Consider the following 19,351-nt stretch of genomic DNA (forward strand, 5'->3'; position numbering starts at 1 on the left):
CAAAACTACTTCAAATACTCGTCCAGCCAGGCAAACACTTTGTTCCTTACATCGCCCGCATCAAACATTACCCCGTAATGCGGGGCGTTGGGTACAATAATCAATTCGTTTTTTACGCCTGCAAGCTTGAGGTGCAAACTGAGGGAAATAGATTGGCCGGGATTTACAGATTCGTCTTTTTCGCCCTGTACAATCAGGAATGGCGGGTCGTTTTTATCAACATAAGTAACCGGACTGGCTATTTTTGCCAGGTCGGGCCGGTCGAACACCCTGGCGCCTAACAGCAGCGTTAGCGGGCTGTTGGGATCTGTTGATTCATTGCCTTTTATCGACAGAAAATCCGACGGGCCATAAAAATCAAGTACCAGCTTGATTTTAAACGAAGGCTTTTTGCCATCAGCATAAAATCCCTTAATATTGTCATTGTTGGATAAACCCATCAGCGAAGCCAGGTGCCCGCCTGCCGAAAACCCAATGAGGGCAATTTTATCCTTATCCAATTTGTATTTAGCTGCGTGCCGGTATAAAAACTCCACCGCCCGGTTACAATCCTGAATTTGCGCCGGGAAAGGCGCAGTTGTGCTATGGCGATAATCTATCGAGGCTATAGCATATCCCTTATCAATAAAACCTTTAAGGGTTTCGGTCATGTAGCCCATATCGGCATATTTATCATTCAGCATCCAGGCGCCGCCATGTACCCAAACAATAAGCGGGTAACTGCTTTTTACTACCGGCGGCAGGTAAATATCCAGCAGGTGTTTTTTTAACGTATCGCCGGCGTAGTTAATATCGCCATAGAGCACCGTCCCCTTGGGGAAAAATGGTTGCTTGGGGGTGGATGTTTGGGCGATAGCGCAATTGCTAAACAGCAGGAATAAAACGATAAGTTTTTTCATAATTTATTGGTTGATTAAAGATAGGTTTTAGATAGCTGTTTTTCACCCACAAAATTCTTGTAACCTTTGAATTTAGCGAAACAACGGCCAACGGCGGCCCGGAGGTGATAAAAAGGGGTAATTGCAAGATTGAACCCGGAGGGGTAGCCGACTCATTTGTAATCGAAACGAGGTACGAGTGAGAAATCTTATACGCCCTGCATTCTGAAAAGCTTATTTATACAGGGTGTATAAGATTTTTCGCTACGCTCAAGAGGCAGTTTTCTCTTCGCCACCAGGCACCTCCCGCCTCGCTCATCGACATTTTATTATATAAATTGATTGACGTTCGCGTGAACAACGCTATCGTTTATCCGTTACGCCCCTATCAACTTCTCCCCTTCAATCTTCTTCTGCAATTCCAAAATTGCGCCAATCAAAGCTTCGGGGCGTGGCGGGCAGCCTTGTACGTACACATCAACCGGGATCACTCTGTCAACTCCCTTTACCACGTGGTAGCCGTGCTGCCAGTAGGGGCCGCCGCAGTTGGAGCATGAGCCCATGCTGATTACGTATTTGGGCTCGGGCATTTGCTCGTACAGGCGCTTGATGCGTTCGGCCATTTTAAAGGTAACGGTGCCGGCTATAATAATAACATCGGCCTGGCGGGCTGATGGGCGGGGGAATACGCCAAAACGGTCAAGATCATACGTAGATGCCATGGAACCCATCATTTCAATAGCGCAGCAGGCTATCCCAAAGCTTAGGGGCCACAGGGATGATAAACGCGCCCAGTTAAGCAGGTCGTTCATTTTGGTGATCACTACACCGCCGTCTTCACTGGTTATATCGCTACTCATTTGTGGGCTTTTTAAAGGTGGGTTTAAACATGGGCTTGCGTACCGGGGCCGCCTCCGCAGGTGTTTCGGCAGCAACAGGCTCCGGTGCAACAGGTTCGCTGGTCATGCTAAATGGTTTTACAACAAATTTGCCTTGCTCCAGGTTCAATCGTTGGTAAAACGATAGCGGGATGTTTACATCGGTTGTTGGCACGGTTGGTTTGGCTTTTATCCATTCCAAATCACCTTTGGCCCAAACGTAAACCAGGCCTAATATCAGGACGCCTAAAAAGATAAACATTTCGGCCAGCGAGAACCATCCCCAGCGGTTATCGGCAGCAATCAGCTCGTGGTTGCCAAAAACGGTAGCCCAGGGGAACACAAACACCATCTCGACATCGAACAATAAAAATATTAACGCGATAACGTAAAAACGCGAATTGAAGGGCAGCCAGGCATTGCCGGTAGGCTCTTCGCCACATTCATAGGAAGTTAGCTTCTCGTAATTGGGGTTGCTGGGGGCCAGTAACCGGTTGAAAAAAAATATCACGCACACCATTATTATCCCGGTGATAAGAAAGATGAGTATCTTTCCAAATTCTGATATTTGCGAAACCTCGGTCATGACAACAAAATTAACAAAACAAACAGATTTTGACGCAATAATTATTGGCGGCGGCGCCTGCGGCCTCATGTGCGCGGTGCAAGCCGGCTTTTTAGGCAAGCGTACCCTGGTACTGGAAAAGGCCGACCGTGTAGGAGCAAAGATCCTGATAAGTGGTGGCGGCCGCTGTAATTACACCAACCTGTACGCTACCGACCAACAATTTATATCGCAAAATCCACACTTTTGTAAATCAGCATTTTCGCAATGGACGGTGGACGATACCATCAGTTTTTTTGAAACCTACGGCATAACAGGTAAAGAAAAAACTTTGGGCCAGCTATTTCCCGAAAATGATAAAGCAAAAGATATAGTTGAAGTGTTCACCAATCTTTGTGCCGATATGGAACAGGATATCTGGTGCAATGCCGAGGTGAAGATGGTTGAAAAAACTGACGATGGTTTTACCGTTAGGGTTGAGGTTAACGGCAAACAGGAATTTTTAAGCGCGCCAAGTGTGGTTGTAGCCGCCGGCGGTTTGCCGATCCCCAAAATGGGAGCTACCGATTTTGGATTACGCACTGCCCGCCAGTTCGATTTAAAAATAGCCGATACCGCCCCCGCCCTGGTGCCGCTTACCATTACCGGCAAGGATCAGCCCTGGTTTGAGCAGCTGAGCGGCAACAGCATTTTCTGCCGCGTTTGGAACGACAGGATCAGCTTTGAAGAAAACATCCTGTTTACCCACTGGGGATTAAGCGGCCCGGCCATATTGCAGATCTCCTCGTACTGGAAACCTGGCGAAACCATCTACATCGACCTGCTCCCCAATCAAAACATTGCCGACATGATTCAGCAGGAAAAAGAAACCAACGGCAAAAAAATGCTGCTGGCCTACCTGGCCGGCCTGTATACCCGCAAATTTGCCGAGGCGCTGAGCGATAGGTTGCCTGTAGAGAAAAACCTGGCATCGCTCACCAAAACCGAGATTGAAGATATTAGTCAATTAATCCACGGTTTTAAAGTAAAACCCGCCGGTGACAAAGGCTACGACAAAGCCGAGGTAATGCGCGGCGGTGTATCAACCGACGAGCTATCGTCCAAAACCCTCGAAGCAAAAAAAGTCCCCGGCCTTTTCTTCGGCGGCGAATGTGTGGATGTTACCGGCTGGCTTGGCGGCTACAACTTTCAATGGGCCTGGGCCAGCGGGTTTGTGATTGCGCAGAATATGTAGTTCTTTTTTTAATTCCCTCCCCACGGGAGGGGTGCGGTTGAATCGTGTGCAAAGGCAGGGAGGGGTTTATGCGCTATGCCACGAATTATTCGGGTATAACAAGCATTGACGAAACCCCTTCCTCCTCCTTCCCCAAGGAAGGAATCGCACAGGCCTCGCTTTTAAAGCCGAGAAACCTACCGCTCCACTATCTCATAATTCCTATACTCTCCAATCCGCCATCCGCTATATTTCTCTACAAACTGTAAAAATTTACGCCTAAAAGTCATCGCTTTGCGCAGTTCTTTTGTGCTAAAATCAATATTCCAATTGGTAGCGGTAATGCGTTTTTGTATGGGGGCCGGGTGGGTGCCTGTAAAGCGCACCAGCTTATCGGCGTTGCTGTAATCAAACTCAAAAGTTTCGGGCAGGTTTTGCTCCATCCAGGCATCGTCGTGGTAAAACTTGTTGAAGTTGCGGATCTTGTTATTCAATCCCTGCGGTGGCTTGGCCCAGCCGTAGTGGTAAATGTACGCGTCAATCAGCTTTACTTTAATCTTCCGGTCGTTAAGGCGGAAACCCTGCGCGTCGCGGTAAGCATGTATGCCTTTGATGTTTTTTACCAGGCGGATTTCGCGGCGGTACCACCTGCGCGAATCGCCGTAGTAATCATAGGAGCCGTAAAAATGAAGATATTTAAACAACAGGCCTTCAATGTTGGGCTTATTCAGCGCATCTTCCATCTCCTTTTTGATAAGGGGGTGATATTTTTCGTGTACCGCCTCATCGCCCTGGATATAAAATGCCCAGTCGCTATCCGGCGATATGGCCGCAAAAGCCTTATCCGTTTCTACTGCAAACACACGGCCGCCATCTTTCAGCGAATCGTCCCAAATGGTATCGATGATCTTGATTTTTGGCGATCCGATGGCCTCGATCAGTTCGCGCGTTCCGTCATCCGAGTTGCCAGCTGCTACTATAAACTCATCGCAAAGGGGCAAAATGGAGTTGATGGCCTCAACAATAGGATAATCGTTTTTAACCGCGTTTCTGATAAAGGTAAATCCGGATACTTTCATTAAGGCAAAGGTAATACAGTAGTCCAAATAATATCGAATAATGAATTTTGAATGTCCAACACCGAAGTCTTCTGTTCATTATTCGACATTCAGTGTTCGATATTAAATCATTTTAGATTTTTAACTTAATGACATTAGGATATCGGCGTATGAGCACACAGCCCGACCCGTTTATACCAACGGGATTGCCCTTAAACTACTGCTGTTTTAAAATAATCAAACTACAAACCAAAACTCCCTGCTCACTACTCACCGTTCGCTCAATTCAAAGCTGGGTTTTCGGGGAAGTTGGCTATATGCGCATAGCGATTACCCAGGCCCTTGATCACGTCTTTCCACAGGTTGTGCTCTTCGCCTTCAAAAAGGGTTTCGGGGGCAAACTTGTCGGTTACTATCCAGCTGTCGGCGGCAATTTCTTCGTCGAGTTGCTGGGGCGTCCAGCCGGAGTAGCCGGCAAAAAACTTTATTTCGGTTTCGTTAAGCTGGTAGTTGCTTACCAGCTTTTTTATTTGCTCAAAATCGCCACCCCAATATACGCCGGAAGCAATTTCGATACCACCGTCAATTTTTTCGGGTACACGATGGATAAAGTGCAGTGTATTTTTGCCCACGGGGCCACCTTCATACACCGGCATTTCGGAGTACGATACATCGGGCAGTACGTCGCCAAGCATATATTCGCCATGATGGTTTAAAATAAAGCCCATGGCGCCATCGACAGAAAATTCTGTGAGGATAATGACCGATCTTTTAAAGTTCGGGTCCATCATAAAGGGTTCCGAAATAAGCAGACGCCCGGCGGCTGCCGATATAGTACTTAACATACAGGTTTAAATTTAAATAACACAACAAGCTTAGTAAAAATATGTTCAATTATGAAAATGAAAATATATCAATATATACGGATTAATTAATTAGTAAGTTTGCATAAATGAACGAGCAGGAACTACAAAATTTAAGGCAGGAGTATTCTGCCGCCACTTTATTGGAAAACAGCACCAAAGCCGACCCGATGAACCAGTTTGAACAATGGTTTAACGAAGCGCTGGCCGCAAAATTGCCCGAACCTAACGTCATGACGCTGGCTACGGCAACTACAAACGGAAAGCCATCGGCCCGGATTGTTTTGCTGAAAGGTGTTAATAAAGAGGGGTTTATGTTTTATACCAATTACCTGAGCCGCAAGGGTAAAGAAATTACCAAAAACCCGCATGGCGCCATTACCTTTTTTTGGGGCGAACTGGAACGCCAGGTGCGTATTGAGGGTACATTGGAGAAATTGGGCAAGGAAGAATCTGAACGATATTTTCACTCGCGCCCTGTAGATAGCCAGATAGGTGCATTGGTATCGCCGCAAAGCCAGGAAATTGAAGACAGGAAAGTGCTTGAAGATAAACAAACCCAGCTTACAGCCGAATACGAAGGCAAAGAAATTCCGAAGCCATCGTACTGGGGGGGATACATTTTAAAGCCACAGCTTGTAGAGTTTTGGCAGGGCAGGCCAAGCAGGTTGCATGACCGTATCCTTTATAAGAAAACCGATAAAAAAACCTGGAAAAAAGTACGTTTGGCCCCATGATGTTTAACGACATTAAATTATTACTTATCCAAAAATTTGGCGAGGCTGTTATTGCCGGCGAAGAAACCGGCGGCCTGCAGCCTGCCTTGCTAATTAACCCCGACGATATTGACCGGGTGTGCCTGGAGCTGCGTAATAACCCCAAAACGTATTTCGATTTTTTATCGAGCATCAGCGGGCTGCATTATAACGATGAAACTAATCGCTACGGCGTGGTTTATCACCTTGCATCTATTCCGTATAAAACCCAGTTTACCCTGAAGATAAGCAAGCCCCATGACCGGGAAAGCGACCAGTTACCCGAATTTAAAAGCATCACCGCCATATACCGCACTGCCGACTGGCACGAACGCGAAGCTTATGACCTGTTAGGTATCTTTTTTACCAACCATCCCGACCTGCGCCGCATTTTATTACCTGATGACTGGGATGGTTTCCCGTTACGTAAAGATTATAAGGCTGCGGAGTATTATAAGGGGATTAAGATAGATTAGGGAAGCCCCTTTTTAATTTATGCAGGTTACTATAAACTTCGATCAGATTTACCCTCCGCTAAAATTGGTAGACACATTGACAGAGATGACTTTTGAGGCTCCGCAAGTCGACGGCTCGACGCAGGAAATACTCATCCTTATTGGTCCACATCCAGATCCGTTGTTGCCAGATGTATTCAACCTTGGCTTTGGTCCTCCTGACGGGAGGGGCGGATTTAAGGATAATGTTAAATTGAGACATCTTAATCTGGATAAGGTATTTTCCACTGTTTTATTTCTTGGCCTTACGTTTTTACAGCAAAACCCTACTTTAACTGTTGGCATTGATGGGTCAGATGATTTTCGGGCCAGATTATATCATAGAATGTATAAGTATAATAGAGAATACCTCAGTAACTACTTTACTGCTATTGGTGTTGATTGGTATGTACGTATTTTTAGAAACGGAGATTACGAAAAAGATGATGATGGTCATGCTATCGCAAAACCAAGACCCGAATCTTTTGATTATGCACGGGAAAATAAAGATTTGTATCGCTATTATATGTTTCGTCTAAAATAAGCGATAGTATATTTGTTTATAATAATTGAACTTTAGTTATATTTGTATATGGATCAGCAAATGTTAAAGAAGATTGAGCAGTTTAAAAAACTTGCTACCGTTAAAGGTGGTGCGCCGGTTGCATCAAATGGTAAAACCATCAATAACGACAGTTTGAGCCAGGTGATCCGCTCAAAAAAGGATGCTGATGATTTTATGGCCGAACTTGAGGCTGTGGCTAAACGTGCTAAATAAATAAACTGTAATTAAACTATGATATTAAGAAGCCGCTTTTAGCGGTTTTTTTTATGCCAAATTTTCAATACGATAACATCCAATTCTTGGCTTTGTTAATTTTTGTTAAATAATTTTGTTATTTACGAACTATTCGTAGATTTACGAAATAATCGTAATTAATAATGGAGAAATTATCAAAACAAGAGGAAGAAGCCATGCAGGCGGTATGGCAATGCGAGGTGGGTTTTATAAAAGATTTTCTTGACCAGATGGAGGAACCCAAGCCGCCATATACCACGCTGGCATCAACTATAAAAAACCTGGAGCGCAAAGGATTTTTGCAAAGCGAAAAAATGGGCAACTCCTTACGCTACAGCGCGGCCATAAAAGAGGAGGAATACAAAAAGCGCTTTATGAGTGGTTTTGTGAACGATTACTTCCAAAACTCCTACAAAGACCTGGTTACCTTTTTCGCTAAGGATAAAAAACTAAGCGCCAAAGACCTGCAAGAGATCATTAAACTGATTGAAAAACAATAAACCCTAAAGCCATGCCAGCACTGTTTGTTTTTTTGCTTAAAGTAAATATTGCCCTGTTGTTGTTTTGCGCCGGTTATTACCTGGTATTAAGGCACCTTACGTTTTATACCCTTAACCGCGTTTACCTGCTTGCAGCTATATTGTTTGCCAGCATTTACCCCCAAATAAACCTGTCGGATTTTATACAGCGCCACCAGCAATTGGCCCGGCCTGTTCAGCAGGTAGTTATAAACTGGCAGGCGCCCGCGCAAGCCCTGGCAAAAACAGTTGATAAGCCCGGTTACTGGGCTTATGTTGAGCTTATATTTTGGGTAGGAGCAGCCTTGCTGGCCATCCGCTTGTTTGTGCAGCTGTTTTCGTTGTACCGTTTATATAAAAATTCCAAGCCTGCTACCATTGGCAACCACCAGGTTAGGCTGATGGATAAAGATGCTGCGCCATTCTCATTCTGGCAAAGCATCTTTGTTAACCCGGCCAACCATGAGCCTGCCGATTTAAAGGCAATTTTACTGCACGAGCAGGTGCACGTAAACCAATGGCACACGGCCGATATTTTGCTGGCCGAGCTAAGCAGCATTTTTTATTGGTTTAACCCGGGAATTTGGCTCATGAAAAGGGCTATTCGCGAAAACATAGAATTTATAACCGATCAAAAGATCCTTAAAAAAGGCATCGACAGCAAAACTTACCAGTATAGCCTGGTATCGGTAAGTTTTAATAACACGCAACCCGGCATTGTAAACCATTTCAATTTATCAACCATTAAAAAACGTATCATCATGATGAACGCCAAACGATCTTCAAAAATAAACCTCACCCGGTACGTGTTCATGGTGCCTGTTGTAGTTGGGCTATTGTTGGTTTTTAGTATTTCAAAAGCCGATTTTGTAAAAAAGAGCGATGCTTTTAAATCGATAACTATATTATCAAATAATGTAGGTAATGCCGTGGGCATAAATAAGCTGGCTGCCACCATAAAATTGATTTTGCCTGGTAAGGACGAAAATAAAACCCCTGCAAACACAGCCAAAGGTAAAGCGGATAATGATAATACCGGCGCTGTATTTTATTTGGACGGTGTACAGGTATCAAATGCCAATAGCTTTGCCGATAATACTGAAAGTATAGATTACCTTACAGCAACTGACGCCAAAAAATATTTTAATGTGGGCGATAGCAAACATGCAGTGGCCTTTGCGACAAGGAAAAACTCAGCGGCAGGTAAAGCCCTGAGAGAAAAGATAGCACAACTGGTAGCCGCAGGCAAGATTAAGATAAACAGCGTTAATAAGGGGGCTATTGAGCATGTGAATGCCAAAGTGAATTTTATTTTAAAAGATATGGTAAACGCCGATACCACCAAACGGGCTTTTGCTATCCATATCAATGGAAACGACTCGGTTATGTATTACATTAACGGTAAAAAAGGAGATATCAAAAATGTAAATCCCGATGATATACTTAGTGTTAATGTATTTAAAAACAGCGATGCTGCACAGCTTGTTGATGATAAAGTGGCAGATAATGTAGGGCTGGTATTTATTACCACAAAAAACTCGGCCGAGGGCTTAAAATTTAAAGAAAAGCTGGATAAATATAAGGGCACAACAGGTGCCGGGTTTGCTACAGTTATGGATTTTAGCCCCGCTCATACAAAAGGCCGCGTTGATAAAGTTTTTATAAGGGATATGAAAATTGCCGGTGATACTTTAAAGGATGCAAACGGCAAAACAAAACGTATTTATTACGCTTATACGGTTAACTCTGCCGATCCCGTAGTAGTAGGTAAGGTTAAAGGCCTCAGCAAAGTAACCGTATCGGCCAAATCCACAAAGGCACTTAAATCTAACCTGAAGATAGATGATGTCACCTCGATTGCAGGCGCTGCGGATGATAACGACGATGCTGAACCCATTACGGTAACAGGCACAGGGTTAAGTGGTGTAAGGGCCACCAAAAGGGTGGCGGGTAGTGCTGCGGCTTCGGGCGCTACAATGGTTACCAGATGGGACGGCAAGCCAATTCGTAAAAACATAGTGGTAAAAGGTAATGCCATTACCTTAAATAGTACCACACCAATGGATACCATTGTGATGATGACAGCCGATGGTGATCCGGTAACTATGGTTGATAGCAAAAATGGAATAAATGCTACCGCAACTAAAATTTTGCGGATACGCCCCCGGAATGACGACAAGGCAAGCCCGCTGATTTTGGTAGATGGTAAAGAGGTTACCCAGGGCGAGTTCAAAAACCTAAATCAAAATGATATCAAAAATATAAGCGTGCTTAAAAACGATGCCGCCACAGACAAAAAATACGGCGAAAAAGCCAAACAAGGTGTGATTGTTATTGAGTTGAAGAAGAAAAAGTGAGTGGTTGATTGGGTGATTAAGTGAGTAGTTGATTGAGTTAGATTGGGTTGATTAAGTTGTTGCTGATCAAAATCTTCATTCAAAATAGCCAATCACTTAACACAATCAACTTAATAAATCATCCACTACAAAAAACAAGGTTGATTAAGTTAATAATAGGATCAGTTAAATGGTTAGTAGTTGATAAGTTTACTATCCCCGTTAGCTTAATCAACCCTGTTACTTGTTGAATGGTTGATCGTGTTGTAAAACACTTCTTAATTCTGTTGATTTAAAAATTCTGAGAGCAATTCCGATTCCGACAATCCCCCCTCAACTCGCTACCGCGAGTTTTTCTGTTTCCAGGAGTTGTAAAAGTGCTTTTTCGGCAATATTCAACTCAGCAGCTTTGGCATCTTCGTGGCTGTCAATTTTCTCAAGGTATTTAAATATAGTGCCTTCCTCGTAGCTTTTTATTACCGTTGGGTGTACGTAGTATTTTTTGCAAACGGTGCGGGTGTTGCCAAGGTTAATGGCTACCTCATCCAATACGCTTACAATTTTCTTTTTGCATTCGGTTATGTTTTGAAACTCGCCGGCCTCTTTAAAGGCGTAAAGGGCGCTTACACTACCACTCCAGGTGCGAAAATCTTTGGCGGTAAAATCTTCGCCGGTAATGCCTTTCAGGTAATCGTTAATATCACCCGAGCCGATACTACACCGTTCACCATCGGGTTTATAATACTGAAAAAGGTCTTTGCCAGGTATATCGCGGCATTGCTTTACCAGGTTGGCCAGGCGCCTGCTTTGCAGGGCTACTTTATGAAAAACACCTTTTTTACCTTTAAACTCAAACTTTATTTTTGATCCTTCAATGGCCACATGTTTGTTAAGCAGTGTGGTTAAACCAAACGACCCGTAAAGCTTTTTGTACGATGCATTACCCACACGAATGCTGGTCAGTTCCATCAGGCGTACCACCAGCGCCACAACTTTTTCATGATCAAGGTTGTGGCGGGCCAGGTCTTTATCTACCTGGGCGCGTATGGCAGGCAGGTGTTCGGCAAAGGTTTGCAGGCGGTGGTATTTGCTTTGATTACGGATTTGGTTCCAGCCGGCATGGTAACGGTATTGTTTACGCCCTGTCGCATCGGTACCTGTAAACTGCAGGTGCCCGTTTTCATAAGGTGAGATCCACACATTGGTATAAGCAGGTGGGATAACCAGTTTGGCAAAACGCGCAATCAATTCTTTATCCTTTACCAGCGCGCCGCCGGCATCATAATAACTCCAGCCTTTGCCCGCTTTTTTTCGGGTATAGCCTGGGGTTGAATCTGAAACATAGCGTAAGCCAACTGCCTTTGCCGTAACTTTTGGGTCGCGACCAATTTTTTCGAGTTTTTGTACCAGGCGATTCATGCAAATTACAACAAGGGGTAGGGGATTAAGTTTTAGGGGAAGGGCTAAGAATCAATAGCCCATAGGGGCATGTCATAATATTTTTACAGCATATACAGGCTATCCTCAAAACCAATTTGTAGTTTTAGCTATTAATGTATCATAAACATTTATTAACCAAATTCATGCTGCCTAACAACTGTAAAACATTCATTTTAAGCCTGTCGTTAACAGCCGGGATAGCTGCCTGCCATGCAGCCCCGCAACAAACTGCGGCTGCCGATACCGGCAAAGGTGCACCTGTTGAAACCATTAAGCCCAACAGCGATTATAAATCAGCCTTCCCCGGTCAAACGCGTATCACAGGCGTTAAAACCAAAATGGCGGTAACCGCAACCGTTATTAACAGCGAGTTAAAGCAACCCTGGGCGCTTTGCGTATTGCCCGATGGCCGCTTTTTGATAACTCAAAAGGGCGGCACTATGCGTATTTTAAAAGCTGATGGACAGGCTGATAAAACGATAGCCAATTTACCTGCGGTATTGGCCCAGGGCCAGGGCGGCTTGCTGGATGTTAACATCGATCCTGATTTTAAAACCAACCGGATGATTTTTTGGGATTATGCCGAAGTAACCCCCGAAGGTAACGTACTGGCCGTAGCTAAAGGTAAATTATCTGCAGATGAAACCCAGGTAGAGCATATTGAAGTGATATACCGTGCAAAGCCCGCTTATAGGGGTGCTTTACAGTACGGCAGCCGCATTTTGTTTGATAAGCAAGGCAACTTGTTTGTAAGCACCGGTGAACGTTCTGGCGGCGATATACGCATGAAAGCGCAGGACCTGAGCGCTGCTATTGGTAAAGTACTGCACTTAACCAAAGATGGTAAGGCGGTGCCGGGTGGCCCCTTTGCCAATACCCCAAATGCCTTGCCCGAAATTTATGCCTACGGTTTCCGCAACCCCGAAGGGATGGCCTGGAACCCCGCAACCGGCGAACTATGGGAAGATGAGTTTGGTCCGCGCGGCGGCGACGAGATTAATATCATCCGCCCGGGCAATAATTACGGCTGGCCTGTGGTTACCTATGGTATTGAATACAGTGGCGAAAAAGTTGGTGATGGTATTCAGCAAAAAGAGGGTGTAACCCAGCCCGTTTATTACTGGGACCCTGTTATATCGCCTTGCGGTATCACTTTTTACACCGGCGATATGATACCGGAATGGAAGGGCAACCTTTTTGTAGCCGCCCTCAGCGGATCGCACATTGCACGCCTGGTCATTAAAGATAATAAAGTTGTAGGCGAGGAGCGCCTGTTTAAAGATAAACGCGAACGCTGGCGGTCGCTTGCCACCGGTAAAGACGGTGCGTTGTACGGCGTAACTGATAATGGCAAAATGTACAGGATAGCTAAACAATAGTAAATAAAAAGCATCACAAAATCCCGAATGGGCAACCATCCGGGATTTTGTTTTTTATAAAGATAGTTAAAAACGCCGCAGGGCAAACGCATTTAAATAGTTAAAACAGGCACAAATATTTGGATGCGCCTAAATTGGCTATCAGTTTAGTGTTAACCATGATAAAATATAAAATATTGATTATTAGCTATTTATGAATATTTTATCTGAAATGTGTTAAGTTATGTTAACCCAATTAGATGCGTTTGACCCTGAAAAATGCCGCCAAATATTTGCCGGGTTTGATATTAATCGGTATTCTTGAAACATCACACATATCTTTAAAAAGCGCCGTGGCCAATGGCCGGCGCAATAACTATTCATGAGCACTATTCCTGCAACTTTAAAAACCAAACAACACTTCGAAATCCTGGACGGCATGCGCGGTGTTGCCGCTTTGGCGGTAGTGGTATTTCATTTTACCGAGTTCCTTTTTCCAAGTTACGATGTAAACTTTATTGGCCACGGCTTCCTCGCTGTCGACTTTTTTTTCTGCCTGTCGGGTTTCGTAATAGGTTATGCTTATGATGACCGGATTGGTAAAATGGGCGTGCTGGAGTTTTTTAAATCAAGGATTATCAGGCTGCATCCGTTGGTTATTTTAGGTTCGGTGTTGGGCCTTATTGGTTTTCTTGTTGATCCGTTTGGCGGTCACCCGGAGGCTTACAGTGTTGGCCGGCTGGCGTTGATATTTGTAAGCTCGATGCTGCTTATCCCGTTCCCGGCCATGCAGGAGCGGTATTTTAACTTGTTTAGTTTTAACGCGCCTGCATGGTCGTTATTTTGGGAGTATATAGCAAATATTGTTTATGCGTTGGTGCTTTACAAGCTTGCGCGCAAGTATTTGGTTGTATTGCTGGTTATAGCCGCGGCAGCGCTGAGTTTTGTGGCCTTCCATGCCAAAATATTATCGGGCGGCTGGGCCGGCGAAAACTTTTGGGAAGGCGGTGCCCGCATTTTTTATTCGTTTACAGCCGGGCTGCTTGTATACCGGTTTAACTTCATTATCAAAAACAAGCTTGGCTTTATTGGGCTTGCCCTATTACTGTTAGCGGCATTAATGATGCCCCATAGTAAATGGAACTGGCTTGCTCAATTGCTCGTGGTTCTTTTTTATTTTCCGCTGCTTATCGCTTTGGGGGCAGGTGCCACGCTTTCGGGAGGCCTTAAAAAACTCTGCAACTTTTCGGGTAATATTTCTTACCCATTGTATATGACCCATTATGTGGGTATCTGGTTTTTTGGCAATTATGTAATAAGCCACAAGCCGCCAACCAGCCAAATTGTTTATATAGTAATTGCAGGCGTAATATTGCTGGTTGGTATGGGCTACCTGGCCATGGTGGCTTATGATATTCCGGTAAGGAAGTATTTGAGTGGTAAGCGGCAGCAGGGCTGATGAGATGATAACAAATGATCGACTTTTATTACCAGTCAATTTTTTTGCCGGTGAGTATTTTATATTATTGTTTAATGAGAAGAAAAGACGACATCCTTTGGAAAGGGATTCTCGAAGATGTTTTTGACGATTTTTTATGCTTTCTTAATCCTGATGCTTCGGATATTTTCGACTTTGATAAAGGGTTTGAATTTTTGGATAAAGAGCTGGAGCAGGTTTTCCCGCCGGAGAAGGACGAGTATTCTCCGAAAGTAATTGATAAACTGGTTAAGGTATTTACCAAAAGCGGCAACGAGGAATGGATTTTGGTACATATCGAGGTGCAGGGTCAATATCAAAAGGATTTTGGTAGTCGTATGTTTACCTACTTTTACCGGATATTGGATAAGTATCAAAAACCTATAGTTGCATATGCCATCTTTACCGAGGCGAACACAAAAGAACGGCCGGATCATTTTACCTTAGACTTTATGGGTACAAGTTTGCGATATACTTTTAATACCTATAAAATAGCCAGCCAAAGTGACGGGGAATTAATGGCCAGTGATAACCCTTTTGCGTTGGTAGTATTGACTGTAAAAGCCGCGCTCGCTGGTAAAAATATTAAGGACACCGACGAAAAAGATGAGCTTTTGTTTGCTTTAAAGCTCAAGTTAGCTAAGTTGCTGTTAACAAGGCAAATTGCAAAAGAAAAGATCAGGGTATTAATGAATTTTTTGAAATATTATGTGCGCTTTGAAAACCCGGATATAAATACTAAATTTGAACAAGAGGTTAAAAACTTAACAGAAAGGAGTACCACTATGGGCATTGAAGAACTTTTATTAGATAGGGCCGAGAAGCAAGGTATTCAAAAAGGTATTGAAAAAGGCATTCAAAAAGGCAAGCAGGAAGGTAAACGGGAAGAAGCAATTACCATAGCCCGTGAACTTAAAAAAGAAGGCCTGACTTCTGAGTTCATTGCAAAAACCACTAAACTTTCTGTTGAGGAAATAGAAAAACTTTAATTGATAACGTCGATAAAGTATAGCAGCAGAGCCCTAAAAGGGCTTTTGTTGTTTTAAAGCCTTCAAAAAGTTGGGAAGAATAATGTGCCGACAAGGCATCAAAGTGAATAATGAGTGGCTTAGGCCCATCCCATTACATTCACTATTCACCATTCAAAATTACATTCCCTTCAGCACCCCAACCAAATATTCCACCTGATCCGCATGTACATCTAAGTGTGTTACAAAACGGATGCGGTGTTTATCAGTATCGCTGGCTTTAATGCCTTTTTCGGCCAGTTTGGCCAGTACTGCTTTGGCGGGTTCTACAGTATCAAATAGTACAATATTGGTTTCCACCGGCATTACATGGCTTACCCAGCTTAAATTAGCCAGTTCTTCGCCCAAAATGCGAGCGTGGGCATGGTCTATTTTCAGGCGTTCTACATGGTGGTCCAATGCATATATAGCCGCCGCTGCAAGGAAGCCCGCCTGCCTCATACCGCCACCCATTACCTTACGAATGCGGCGCGCGTATTTAATAGTGGCCTTATCAGCCAGTAAAACCGAGCCAACCGGCGCGCCAAGCCCTTTAGATAAGCAAACAGAAATGCCATCAAAATAAGTTCCGTAATCAACAGCCTTATCGCCGGTATGGGTAAGGGCGTTAAAAATACGGGCGCCATCCAAATGGAGTTTTAGATCTCTGGCATGGCAAAGCTGAGCTATTGGTTTAATGTCATTTAAAGTATAGCAGCTGCCACCGCCTTTGTTTACCGTGTTTTCTAACACCACCAAACTGGTATGGGGGTAGTGAATGTTTTCGGCATTTATTTCCGGTTCAATCATTTCGGCTGTGATAATGCCGCGGTAGCCGTTCAGTAAACGGGTAGATACTCCGGAGTTAAAGGCAATACCGCCACCTTCATAACGGTACACGTGAGCGGTTTGATCGGCAATCAGCTCATCCAGCGGCTGGGTAAAGCATTTAATAGCTATCTGGTTGGTCATAGTACCCGATGGACAAAAAATTCCCGCTTCCATTCCAAACATGGCGGCCGCTTTTTCTTCCAGGGCGTTTATGGTTTCATCTTCGCCAAAAACATCATCGCCAACTTTGGCGCTCCACATGGCTTCCAGCATGCCGGGAGTTGGTTTGGTAACGGTGTCGCTGCGTAAATCAACAGTCATCATATTAAATATCTAAAAATTACGTTCTTTGTATTTTATACTTGTTATGCGCTCAATTTTAATCATTTTATTTTTTATGCTGTGTTTTGTATCAGCAAAATCGCAAAAATGGCAGTCGGGTGCTTTTACCGATGTAAAAGGTAACCGCAGTACCGGTTTTATCCGCGTAAACTCCGGCGGCAAAGGCCCTATTAAAGATGAAGGCTTTATTGAGTTTAAAGACGACGAAAAAACAAACCCCTATAAACTAAGCGCCAGTGATATCCGCTCGTTTGTGGCAGGTAAGGATAGCTTTGTGGTTGCCCACGCCCCACGCAACGAAGACTGGAGCAAAGAGGAAACCGATTTTGTACAGGTAGTATTGGACGAGCCACTTAAACTATATGCGGCCAAAGGCGCAACAGGCGGTGGCGGCGGTGTACATTTTTCGCCGGGTGTAGCTATGGGCTATGGCAGTGGCGGCTACGGTGGCGGCCTTGGCGGTGGCGTAGGTGTTTCGCTTGGCGGCGGCGGTGGTAATGGCGGCAGTGGCAAAAGCTCAAAAACAACCTACTATTTTGGCGAAAGTACCGCCGATATGCAGCGCATAACCGATGCCAACTTTGAAGATATTATGGCAGAGATATTGGGCGACGAAGAGCAGGTGGTTGAAAGCATTAAACAGCACAAGTATAACCTCAAAAATATAGATAAGCTGCTTGACTACTACAACAAATCGGTAGCTGCACATAAAGGGCAGCCGGCGCAGTAAACCGGTTAATAAAACGTTTGAAATTACAGGTCGTTCCCAAAAGGAGCGACCTTTTTTATTGAACCGTCTTGTTTTTCAAATAATCCATACTAAGCCCGTGGATATTATCATAATTAAAAAATTATGCCATATCTTTTATTAAATCATTTAAAAAACTATCTTTAAGCCTTACATAATTGTAAAACATAAAAGCTGATCTTATTGAAAACAATTACCCGCAGAGATTTTTTGGGTAAGGGTGCTATGCTGGCTGGTGGGGCTTATCCCGCTATGTTGGCATTGGGCATGCTAAAACCCGCTCCCGCGCACGCCTTTAATTTGGAGGGCGATGGCAAGGGCAAACACATTATTATATTAGGAGCGGGCCTTGCCGGCATGACCTGCGCTTATGAGCTTAATAAATTGGGCTATCAATGCACCATACTGGAGGCCCGCCAGCGTACCGGCGGCCGCTGCTGGAGTATCCGCAACGGCGCAACTAACCAGGAGATTGACAAACCCGCTGTTATTGCCAAATTTGATGATGGCCTTTACTTTAACGCAGGCCCGTCGCGCATTCCGCATCATCACGAGTTAACGCTGCATTACTGTAAAGAGCTTGGTGTACCTATACAGGTGTACAACAACGTTAATGAGGGCGCTTATTATTTTGCCGAAGGCAAAGGCCCGCTCTCTAACAAAAAAGTCCGTGTACGCGAAATTCATAACGATATCCGGGGTTATATGACCGAAATGCTGGCCAAAAGCATCGATCATGGCGGTTTGGATAGCGCCATGACCAAAGAGGACGGCGAAAAGATAATTGCCTACCTGCAAGCCGAAGGAGGTCTTGATATAGATAAACTGTATAAGGCATCTGCCAGAAGGGGTTATACCGAATCGCCAGGGGCGGGAGACCGGCCCGGCAAAATTGCCGAGCCGCATAAACTGGCCGATATCCTGCATTCGGGCCTCATGGATCCTGATTTTTACAACGTGGCTGAATATACCTACGAATTGCAGATGACCATGTTCCAGGCCGTTGGGGGTATGGATCAGATTGCCAAAGCTCTTGAAAAAAAGGTAGCGCCATCTGTAAAAAAGGGTGCTGAAGTTACTTCGATCAATAACCTGGCCGAGGGGGTAAAAATTACTTATAAAGATGCCACGGGCGTTCATGAGTTAACCGGCGATACGTGTATTTGCACTTTACCACTGCCTGTTTTAAGTAACGTAAACAACAATTTCTCGGGCGATGTTAGCCGGGCTATCGATTATATCAGCTATATACAAACAGGTAAAATAGGTTTGCAGTTTAAACGCAGGTTTTGGGAGGAGGATGAGCATATATACGGCGGTATTACCCACACCAACAACGATTTAACACAAATTTTTTACCCATCTTATGATTATTTAGGAAAAAAGGGTATCTTGATTGGCTATTACAATTTTAACGAAAAAGCCCAGAAAATCGGCGCTTTAGGTTATGCCGAGCGTGAGAAGTTTGCGCTGGAAAAAGGCAGGCTTATCCACCCCCAATATGATAAGGAATTTGAAGGGTCTTTTTCAGTTAGCTGGCACAAAACAAAATACAATTTAGGCGGATGGGCTGTTTACAGCACCGAAACACGCAAAACACAATACCCGGTGCTATTAAAGCCCGATAAACAGGTATACTTTGCCGGCGAACACCTAACCTATCTGAACGCATGGATGGCCGGCGCATTTGAATCGGCCCGCAGTACAGTGGCTGCCCTGCATGCCAGGGTGACTGAAGGTCGCGCAAGCTACCCAGCGGTAAAATAGGTTTTGGAAATAGAATCAAGAGTC

The 19,351-nt window shown here is 44.4% G+C and carries 19 protein-coding genes; 12 read left to right on the plus strand and 7 right to left on the minus strand.

From position 1 onward, the window contains the following. Positions 1-5: 5 nt before the first annotated feature. The 3 genes from ACFGVS_RS27980 to ACFGVS_RS27990 all read right to left on the minus strand — a co-directional run bounded on the left by ACFGVS_RS27980 (position 6) and on the right by ACFGVS_RS27990 (position 2,342). The gene (locus ACFGVS_RS27980; protein ID WP_439696469.1) at positions 6-899 is read right to left on the minus strand and encodes an alpha/beta hydrolase fold domain-containing protein; all 894 of its coding nucleotides are present in this window, start codon (positions 897-899) and stop codon (positions 6-8) included. 356 nt (positions 900-1,255) lie between these two features. Continuing rightward, the gene (locus ACFGVS_RS27985; RefSeq protein ID WP_439696470.1) at positions 1,256-1,738 is read right to left on the minus strand and encodes an NADH-quinone oxidoreductase subunit B; all 483 of its coding nucleotides are present in this window, start codon (positions 1,736-1,738) and stop codon (positions 1,256-1,258) included. Continuing rightward, on the minus strand, positions 1,731-2,342 hold the full coding sequence (locus ACFGVS_RS27990; protein ID WP_439696471.1) for an NADH-quinone oxidoreductase subunit A: 612 nt from the start codon (positions 2,340-2,342) through the stop codon (positions 1,731-1,733). The genes ACFGVS_RS27985 and ACFGVS_RS27990 overlap by 8 nt, the downstream gene beginning before the upstream one ends. On the opposite strand from ACFGVS_RS27990, the gene ACFGVS_RS27995 reads away from it, so the two are divergent. Beyond that, positions 2,341-3,555: an NAD(P)/FAD-dependent oxidoreductase gene (locus ACFGVS_RS27995; protein WP_439696472.1), complete on the plus strand. Its 1,215-nt coding sequence runs from the start codon at positions 2,341-2,343 to the stop codon at positions 3,553-3,555. The genes ACFGVS_RS27990 and ACFGVS_RS27995 overlap by 2 nt on opposite strands. 176 nt (positions 3,556-3,731) lie before the next feature. Here ACFGVS_RS27995 and ACFGVS_RS28000 read toward each other — a convergent pair whose 3' ends face one another. Both ACFGVS_RS28000 and ACFGVS_RS28005 read right to left on the minus strand, forming a co-directional pair. Further along, a complete protein-coding gene (locus tag ACFGVS_RS28000) occupies positions 3,732-4,613 on the minus strand; it encodes a glycosyltransferase family 2 protein (protein WP_439696473.1) in 882 nt (293 codons plus the stop codon). A gap of 260 nt (positions 4,614-4,873) precedes the next feature. Then, complete coding sequence (locus ACFGVS_RS28005; protein WP_090653323.1) at positions 4,874-5,437, minus strand: YqgE/AlgH family protein; 564 nt, start codon at positions 5,435-5,437, stop codon at positions 4,874-4,876. A gap of 107 nt (positions 5,438-5,544) precedes the next feature. On the opposite strand from ACFGVS_RS28005, the gene pdxH reads away from it, so the two are divergent. The 6 genes from pdxH (at position 5,545) to ACFGVS_RS28035 (ending at position 10,378) form a co-directional block, all read left to right on the plus strand. Beyond that, positions 5,545-6,192: a pyridoxamine 5'-phosphate oxidase gene (gene pdxH, locus ACFGVS_RS28010; RefSeq protein WP_090653322.1), complete on the plus strand. Its 648-nt coding sequence runs from the start codon at positions 5,545-5,547 to the stop codon at positions 6,190-6,192. After that, complete coding sequence (locus ACFGVS_RS28015) at positions 6,189-6,686, plus strand: NADH-quinone oxidoreductase subunit C (RefSeq protein WP_439696474.1); 498 nt, start codon at positions 6,189-6,191, stop codon at positions 6,684-6,686. The genes pdxH and ACFGVS_RS28015 overlap by 4 nt, the downstream gene beginning before the upstream one ends. Before the next feature lie 19 nt (positions 6,687-6,705). Continuing rightward, the gene (locus ACFGVS_RS28020) at positions 6,706-7,248 is read left to right on the plus strand and encodes a DUF6934 family protein (RefSeq protein ID WP_090653320.1); all 543 of its coding nucleotides are present in this window, start codon (positions 6,706-6,708) and stop codon (positions 7,246-7,248) included. Between the two features lie 48 nt (positions 7,249-7,296). Beyond that, on the plus strand, positions 7,297-7,482 hold the full coding sequence (locus ACFGVS_RS28025) for a hypothetical protein (protein WP_090653319.1): 186 nt from the start codon (positions 7,297-7,299) through the stop codon (positions 7,480-7,482). Between the two features lie 164 nt (positions 7,483-7,646). Continuing rightward, on the plus strand, positions 7,647-8,003 hold the full coding sequence (locus tag ACFGVS_RS28030) for a BlaI/MecI/CopY family transcriptional regulator (RefSeq protein WP_090653318.1): 357 nt from the start codon (positions 7,647-7,649) through the stop codon (positions 8,001-8,003). Between the two features lie 11 nt (positions 8,004-8,014). Beyond that, on the plus strand, positions 8,015-10,378 hold the full coding sequence (locus ACFGVS_RS28035; RefSeq protein WP_439696475.1) for a M56 family metallopeptidase: 2,364 nt from the start codon (positions 8,015-8,017) through the stop codon (positions 10,376-10,378). A 312-nt stretch (positions 10,379-10,690) separates the two neighbouring features. On the opposite strand, the gene ACFGVS_RS28040 is transcribed toward ACFGVS_RS28035, so the two are convergent. Then, positions 10,691-11,776, minus strand: a complete 1,086-nt coding sequence (locus ACFGVS_RS28040; RefSeq protein ID WP_439696476.1) for a DNA topoisomerase IB — start codon at positions 11,774-11,776, stop codon at positions 10,691-10,693. A gap of 164 nt (positions 11,777-11,940) precedes the next feature. Here ACFGVS_RS28040 and ACFGVS_RS28045 point away from each other — a divergent pair, with 164 nt between their 5' ends. The 3 genes from ACFGVS_RS28045 to ACFGVS_RS28055 all read left to right on the plus strand — a co-directional run bounded on the left by ACFGVS_RS28045 (position 11,941) and on the right by ACFGVS_RS28055 (position 15,621). Beyond that, complete coding sequence (locus ACFGVS_RS28045) at positions 11,941-13,176, plus strand: PQQ-dependent sugar dehydrogenase (RefSeq protein ID WP_439696477.1); 1,236 nt, start codon at positions 11,941-11,943, stop codon at positions 13,174-13,176. 361 nt (positions 13,177-13,537) lie between these two features. After that, positions 13,538-14,614 carry an acyltransferase family protein gene (locus ACFGVS_RS28050; protein WP_439696478.1) on the plus strand — a complete coding sequence of 359 codons (1,077 nt, stop codon included), beginning with the start codon at positions 13,538-13,540 and terminating at the stop codon, positions 14,612-14,614. A 74-nt stretch (positions 14,615-14,688) separates the two neighbouring features. Then, on the plus strand, positions 14,689-15,621 hold the full coding sequence (locus ACFGVS_RS28055) for an Rpn family recombination-promoting nuclease/putative transposase (RefSeq protein ID WP_439696479.1): 933 nt from the start codon (positions 14,689-14,691) through the stop codon (positions 15,619-15,621). Between the two features lie 159 nt (positions 15,622-15,780). On the opposite strand, the gene ACFGVS_RS28060 is transcribed toward ACFGVS_RS28055, so the two are convergent. Next, positions 15,781-16,794, minus strand: coding sequence for a threonine aldolase family protein (locus ACFGVS_RS28060; RefSeq protein WP_369829655.1), 1,014 nt, complete (start codon positions 16,792-16,794; stop codon positions 15,781-15,783). Positions 16,795-16,867: 73 nt separating this feature from the next. On the opposite strand from ACFGVS_RS28060, the gene ACFGVS_RS28065 reads away from it, so the two are divergent. Together ACFGVS_RS28065 and ACFGVS_RS28070 are read left to right on the plus strand one after the other, a co-directional pair. Next, positions 16,868-17,542 (plus strand): hypothetical protein, encoded by a 675-nt coding sequence (locus tag ACFGVS_RS28065; protein WP_439696480.1) that lies wholly within the window; start codon positions 16,868-16,870, stop codon positions 17,540-17,542. A 201-nt stretch (positions 17,543-17,743) separates the two neighbouring features. Beyond that, entirely contained in the window at positions 17,744-19,327 is a 1,584-nt protein-coding gene (locus tag ACFGVS_RS28070) for an FAD-dependent oxidoreductase (RefSeq protein WP_439696481.1), read from the plus strand. Positions 19,328-19,351 lie beyond the last annotated feature (24 nt).

Source organism: Mucilaginibacter sediminis (assembly GCF_051903035.1).
In the GTDB taxonomy this organism is placed as follows: Bacteria; Bacteroidota; Bacteroidia; order Sphingobacteriales; family Sphingobacteriaceae; genus Mucilaginibacter.

Bases quoted from the DNA above. Each gene is read 5' to 3' on its own strand.
- ACFGVS_RS27980 (WP_439696469.1), bottom strand. From the start codon at position 899: ATGAAAAAACTTATCGTTTTATTCCTGCTGTTTAGCAATTGCGCTATC.
- ACFGVS_RS27985 (WP_439696470.1), bottom strand. From the start codon at position 1,738: ATGAGTAGCGATATAACCAGTGAAGACGGCGGTGTAGTGATCACCAAA.
- ACFGVS_RS27995 (WP_439696472.1), top strand. From the start codon at position 2,341: ATGACAACAAAATTAACAAAACAAACAGATTTTGACGCAATAATTATT.
- ACFGVS_RS27990 (WP_439696471.1), bottom strand. From the start codon at position 2,342: ATGACCGAGGTTTCGCAAATATCAGAATTTGGAAAGATACTCATCTTT.
- ACFGVS_RS28000 (WP_439696473.1), bottom strand. From the start codon at position 4,613: ATGAAAGTATCCGGATTTACCTTTATCAGAAACGCGGTTAAAAACGAT.
- ACFGVS_RS28005 (WP_090653323.1), bottom strand. From the start codon at position 5,437: ATGTTAAGTACTATATCGGCAGCCGCCGGGCGTCTGCTTATTTCGGAA.
- pdxH (WP_090653322.1), top strand. From the start codon at position 5,545: ATGAACGAGCAGGAACTACAAAATTTAAGGCAGGAGTATTCTGCCGCC.
- ACFGVS_RS28015 (WP_439696474.1), top strand. From the start codon at position 6,189: ATGATGTTTAACGACATTAAATTATTACTTATCCAAAAATTTGGCGAG.
- ACFGVS_RS28020 (WP_090653320.1), top strand. From the start codon at position 6,706: ATGCAGGTTACTATAAACTTCGATCAGATTTACCCTCCGCTAAAATTG.
- ACFGVS_RS28025 (WP_090653319.1), top strand. From the start codon at position 7,297: ATGGATCAGCAAATGTTAAAGAAGATTGAGCAGTTTAAAAAACTTGCT.
- ACFGVS_RS28030 (WP_090653318.1), top strand. From the start codon at position 7,647: ATGGAGAAATTATCAAAACAAGAGGAAGAAGCCATGCAGGCGGTATGG.
- ACFGVS_RS28035 (WP_439696475.1), top strand. From the start codon at position 8,015: ATGCCAGCACTGTTTGTTTTTTTGCTTAAAGTAAATATTGCCCTGTTG.
- ACFGVS_RS28040 (WP_439696476.1), bottom strand. From the start codon at position 11,776: ATGAATCGCCTGGTACAAAAACTCGAAAAAATTGGTCGCGACCCAAAA.
- ACFGVS_RS28045 (WP_439696477.1), top strand. From the start codon at position 11,941: ATGCTGCCTAACAACTGTAAAACATTCATTTTAAGCCTGTCGTTAACA.
- ACFGVS_RS28050 (WP_439696478.1), top strand. From the start codon at position 13,538: ATGAGCACTATTCCTGCAACTTTAAAAACCAAACAACACTTCGAAATC.
- ACFGVS_RS28055 (WP_439696479.1), top strand. From the start codon at position 14,689: ATGAGAAGAAAAGACGACATCCTTTGGAAAGGGATTCTCGAAGATGTT.
- ACFGVS_RS28060 (WP_369829655.1), bottom strand. From the start codon at position 16,794: ATGATGACTGTTGATTTACGCAGCGACACCGTTACCAAACCAACTCCC.
- ACFGVS_RS28065 (WP_439696480.1), top strand. From the start codon at position 16,868: ATGCTGTGTTTTGTATCAGCAAAATCGCAAAAATGGCAGTCGGGTGCT.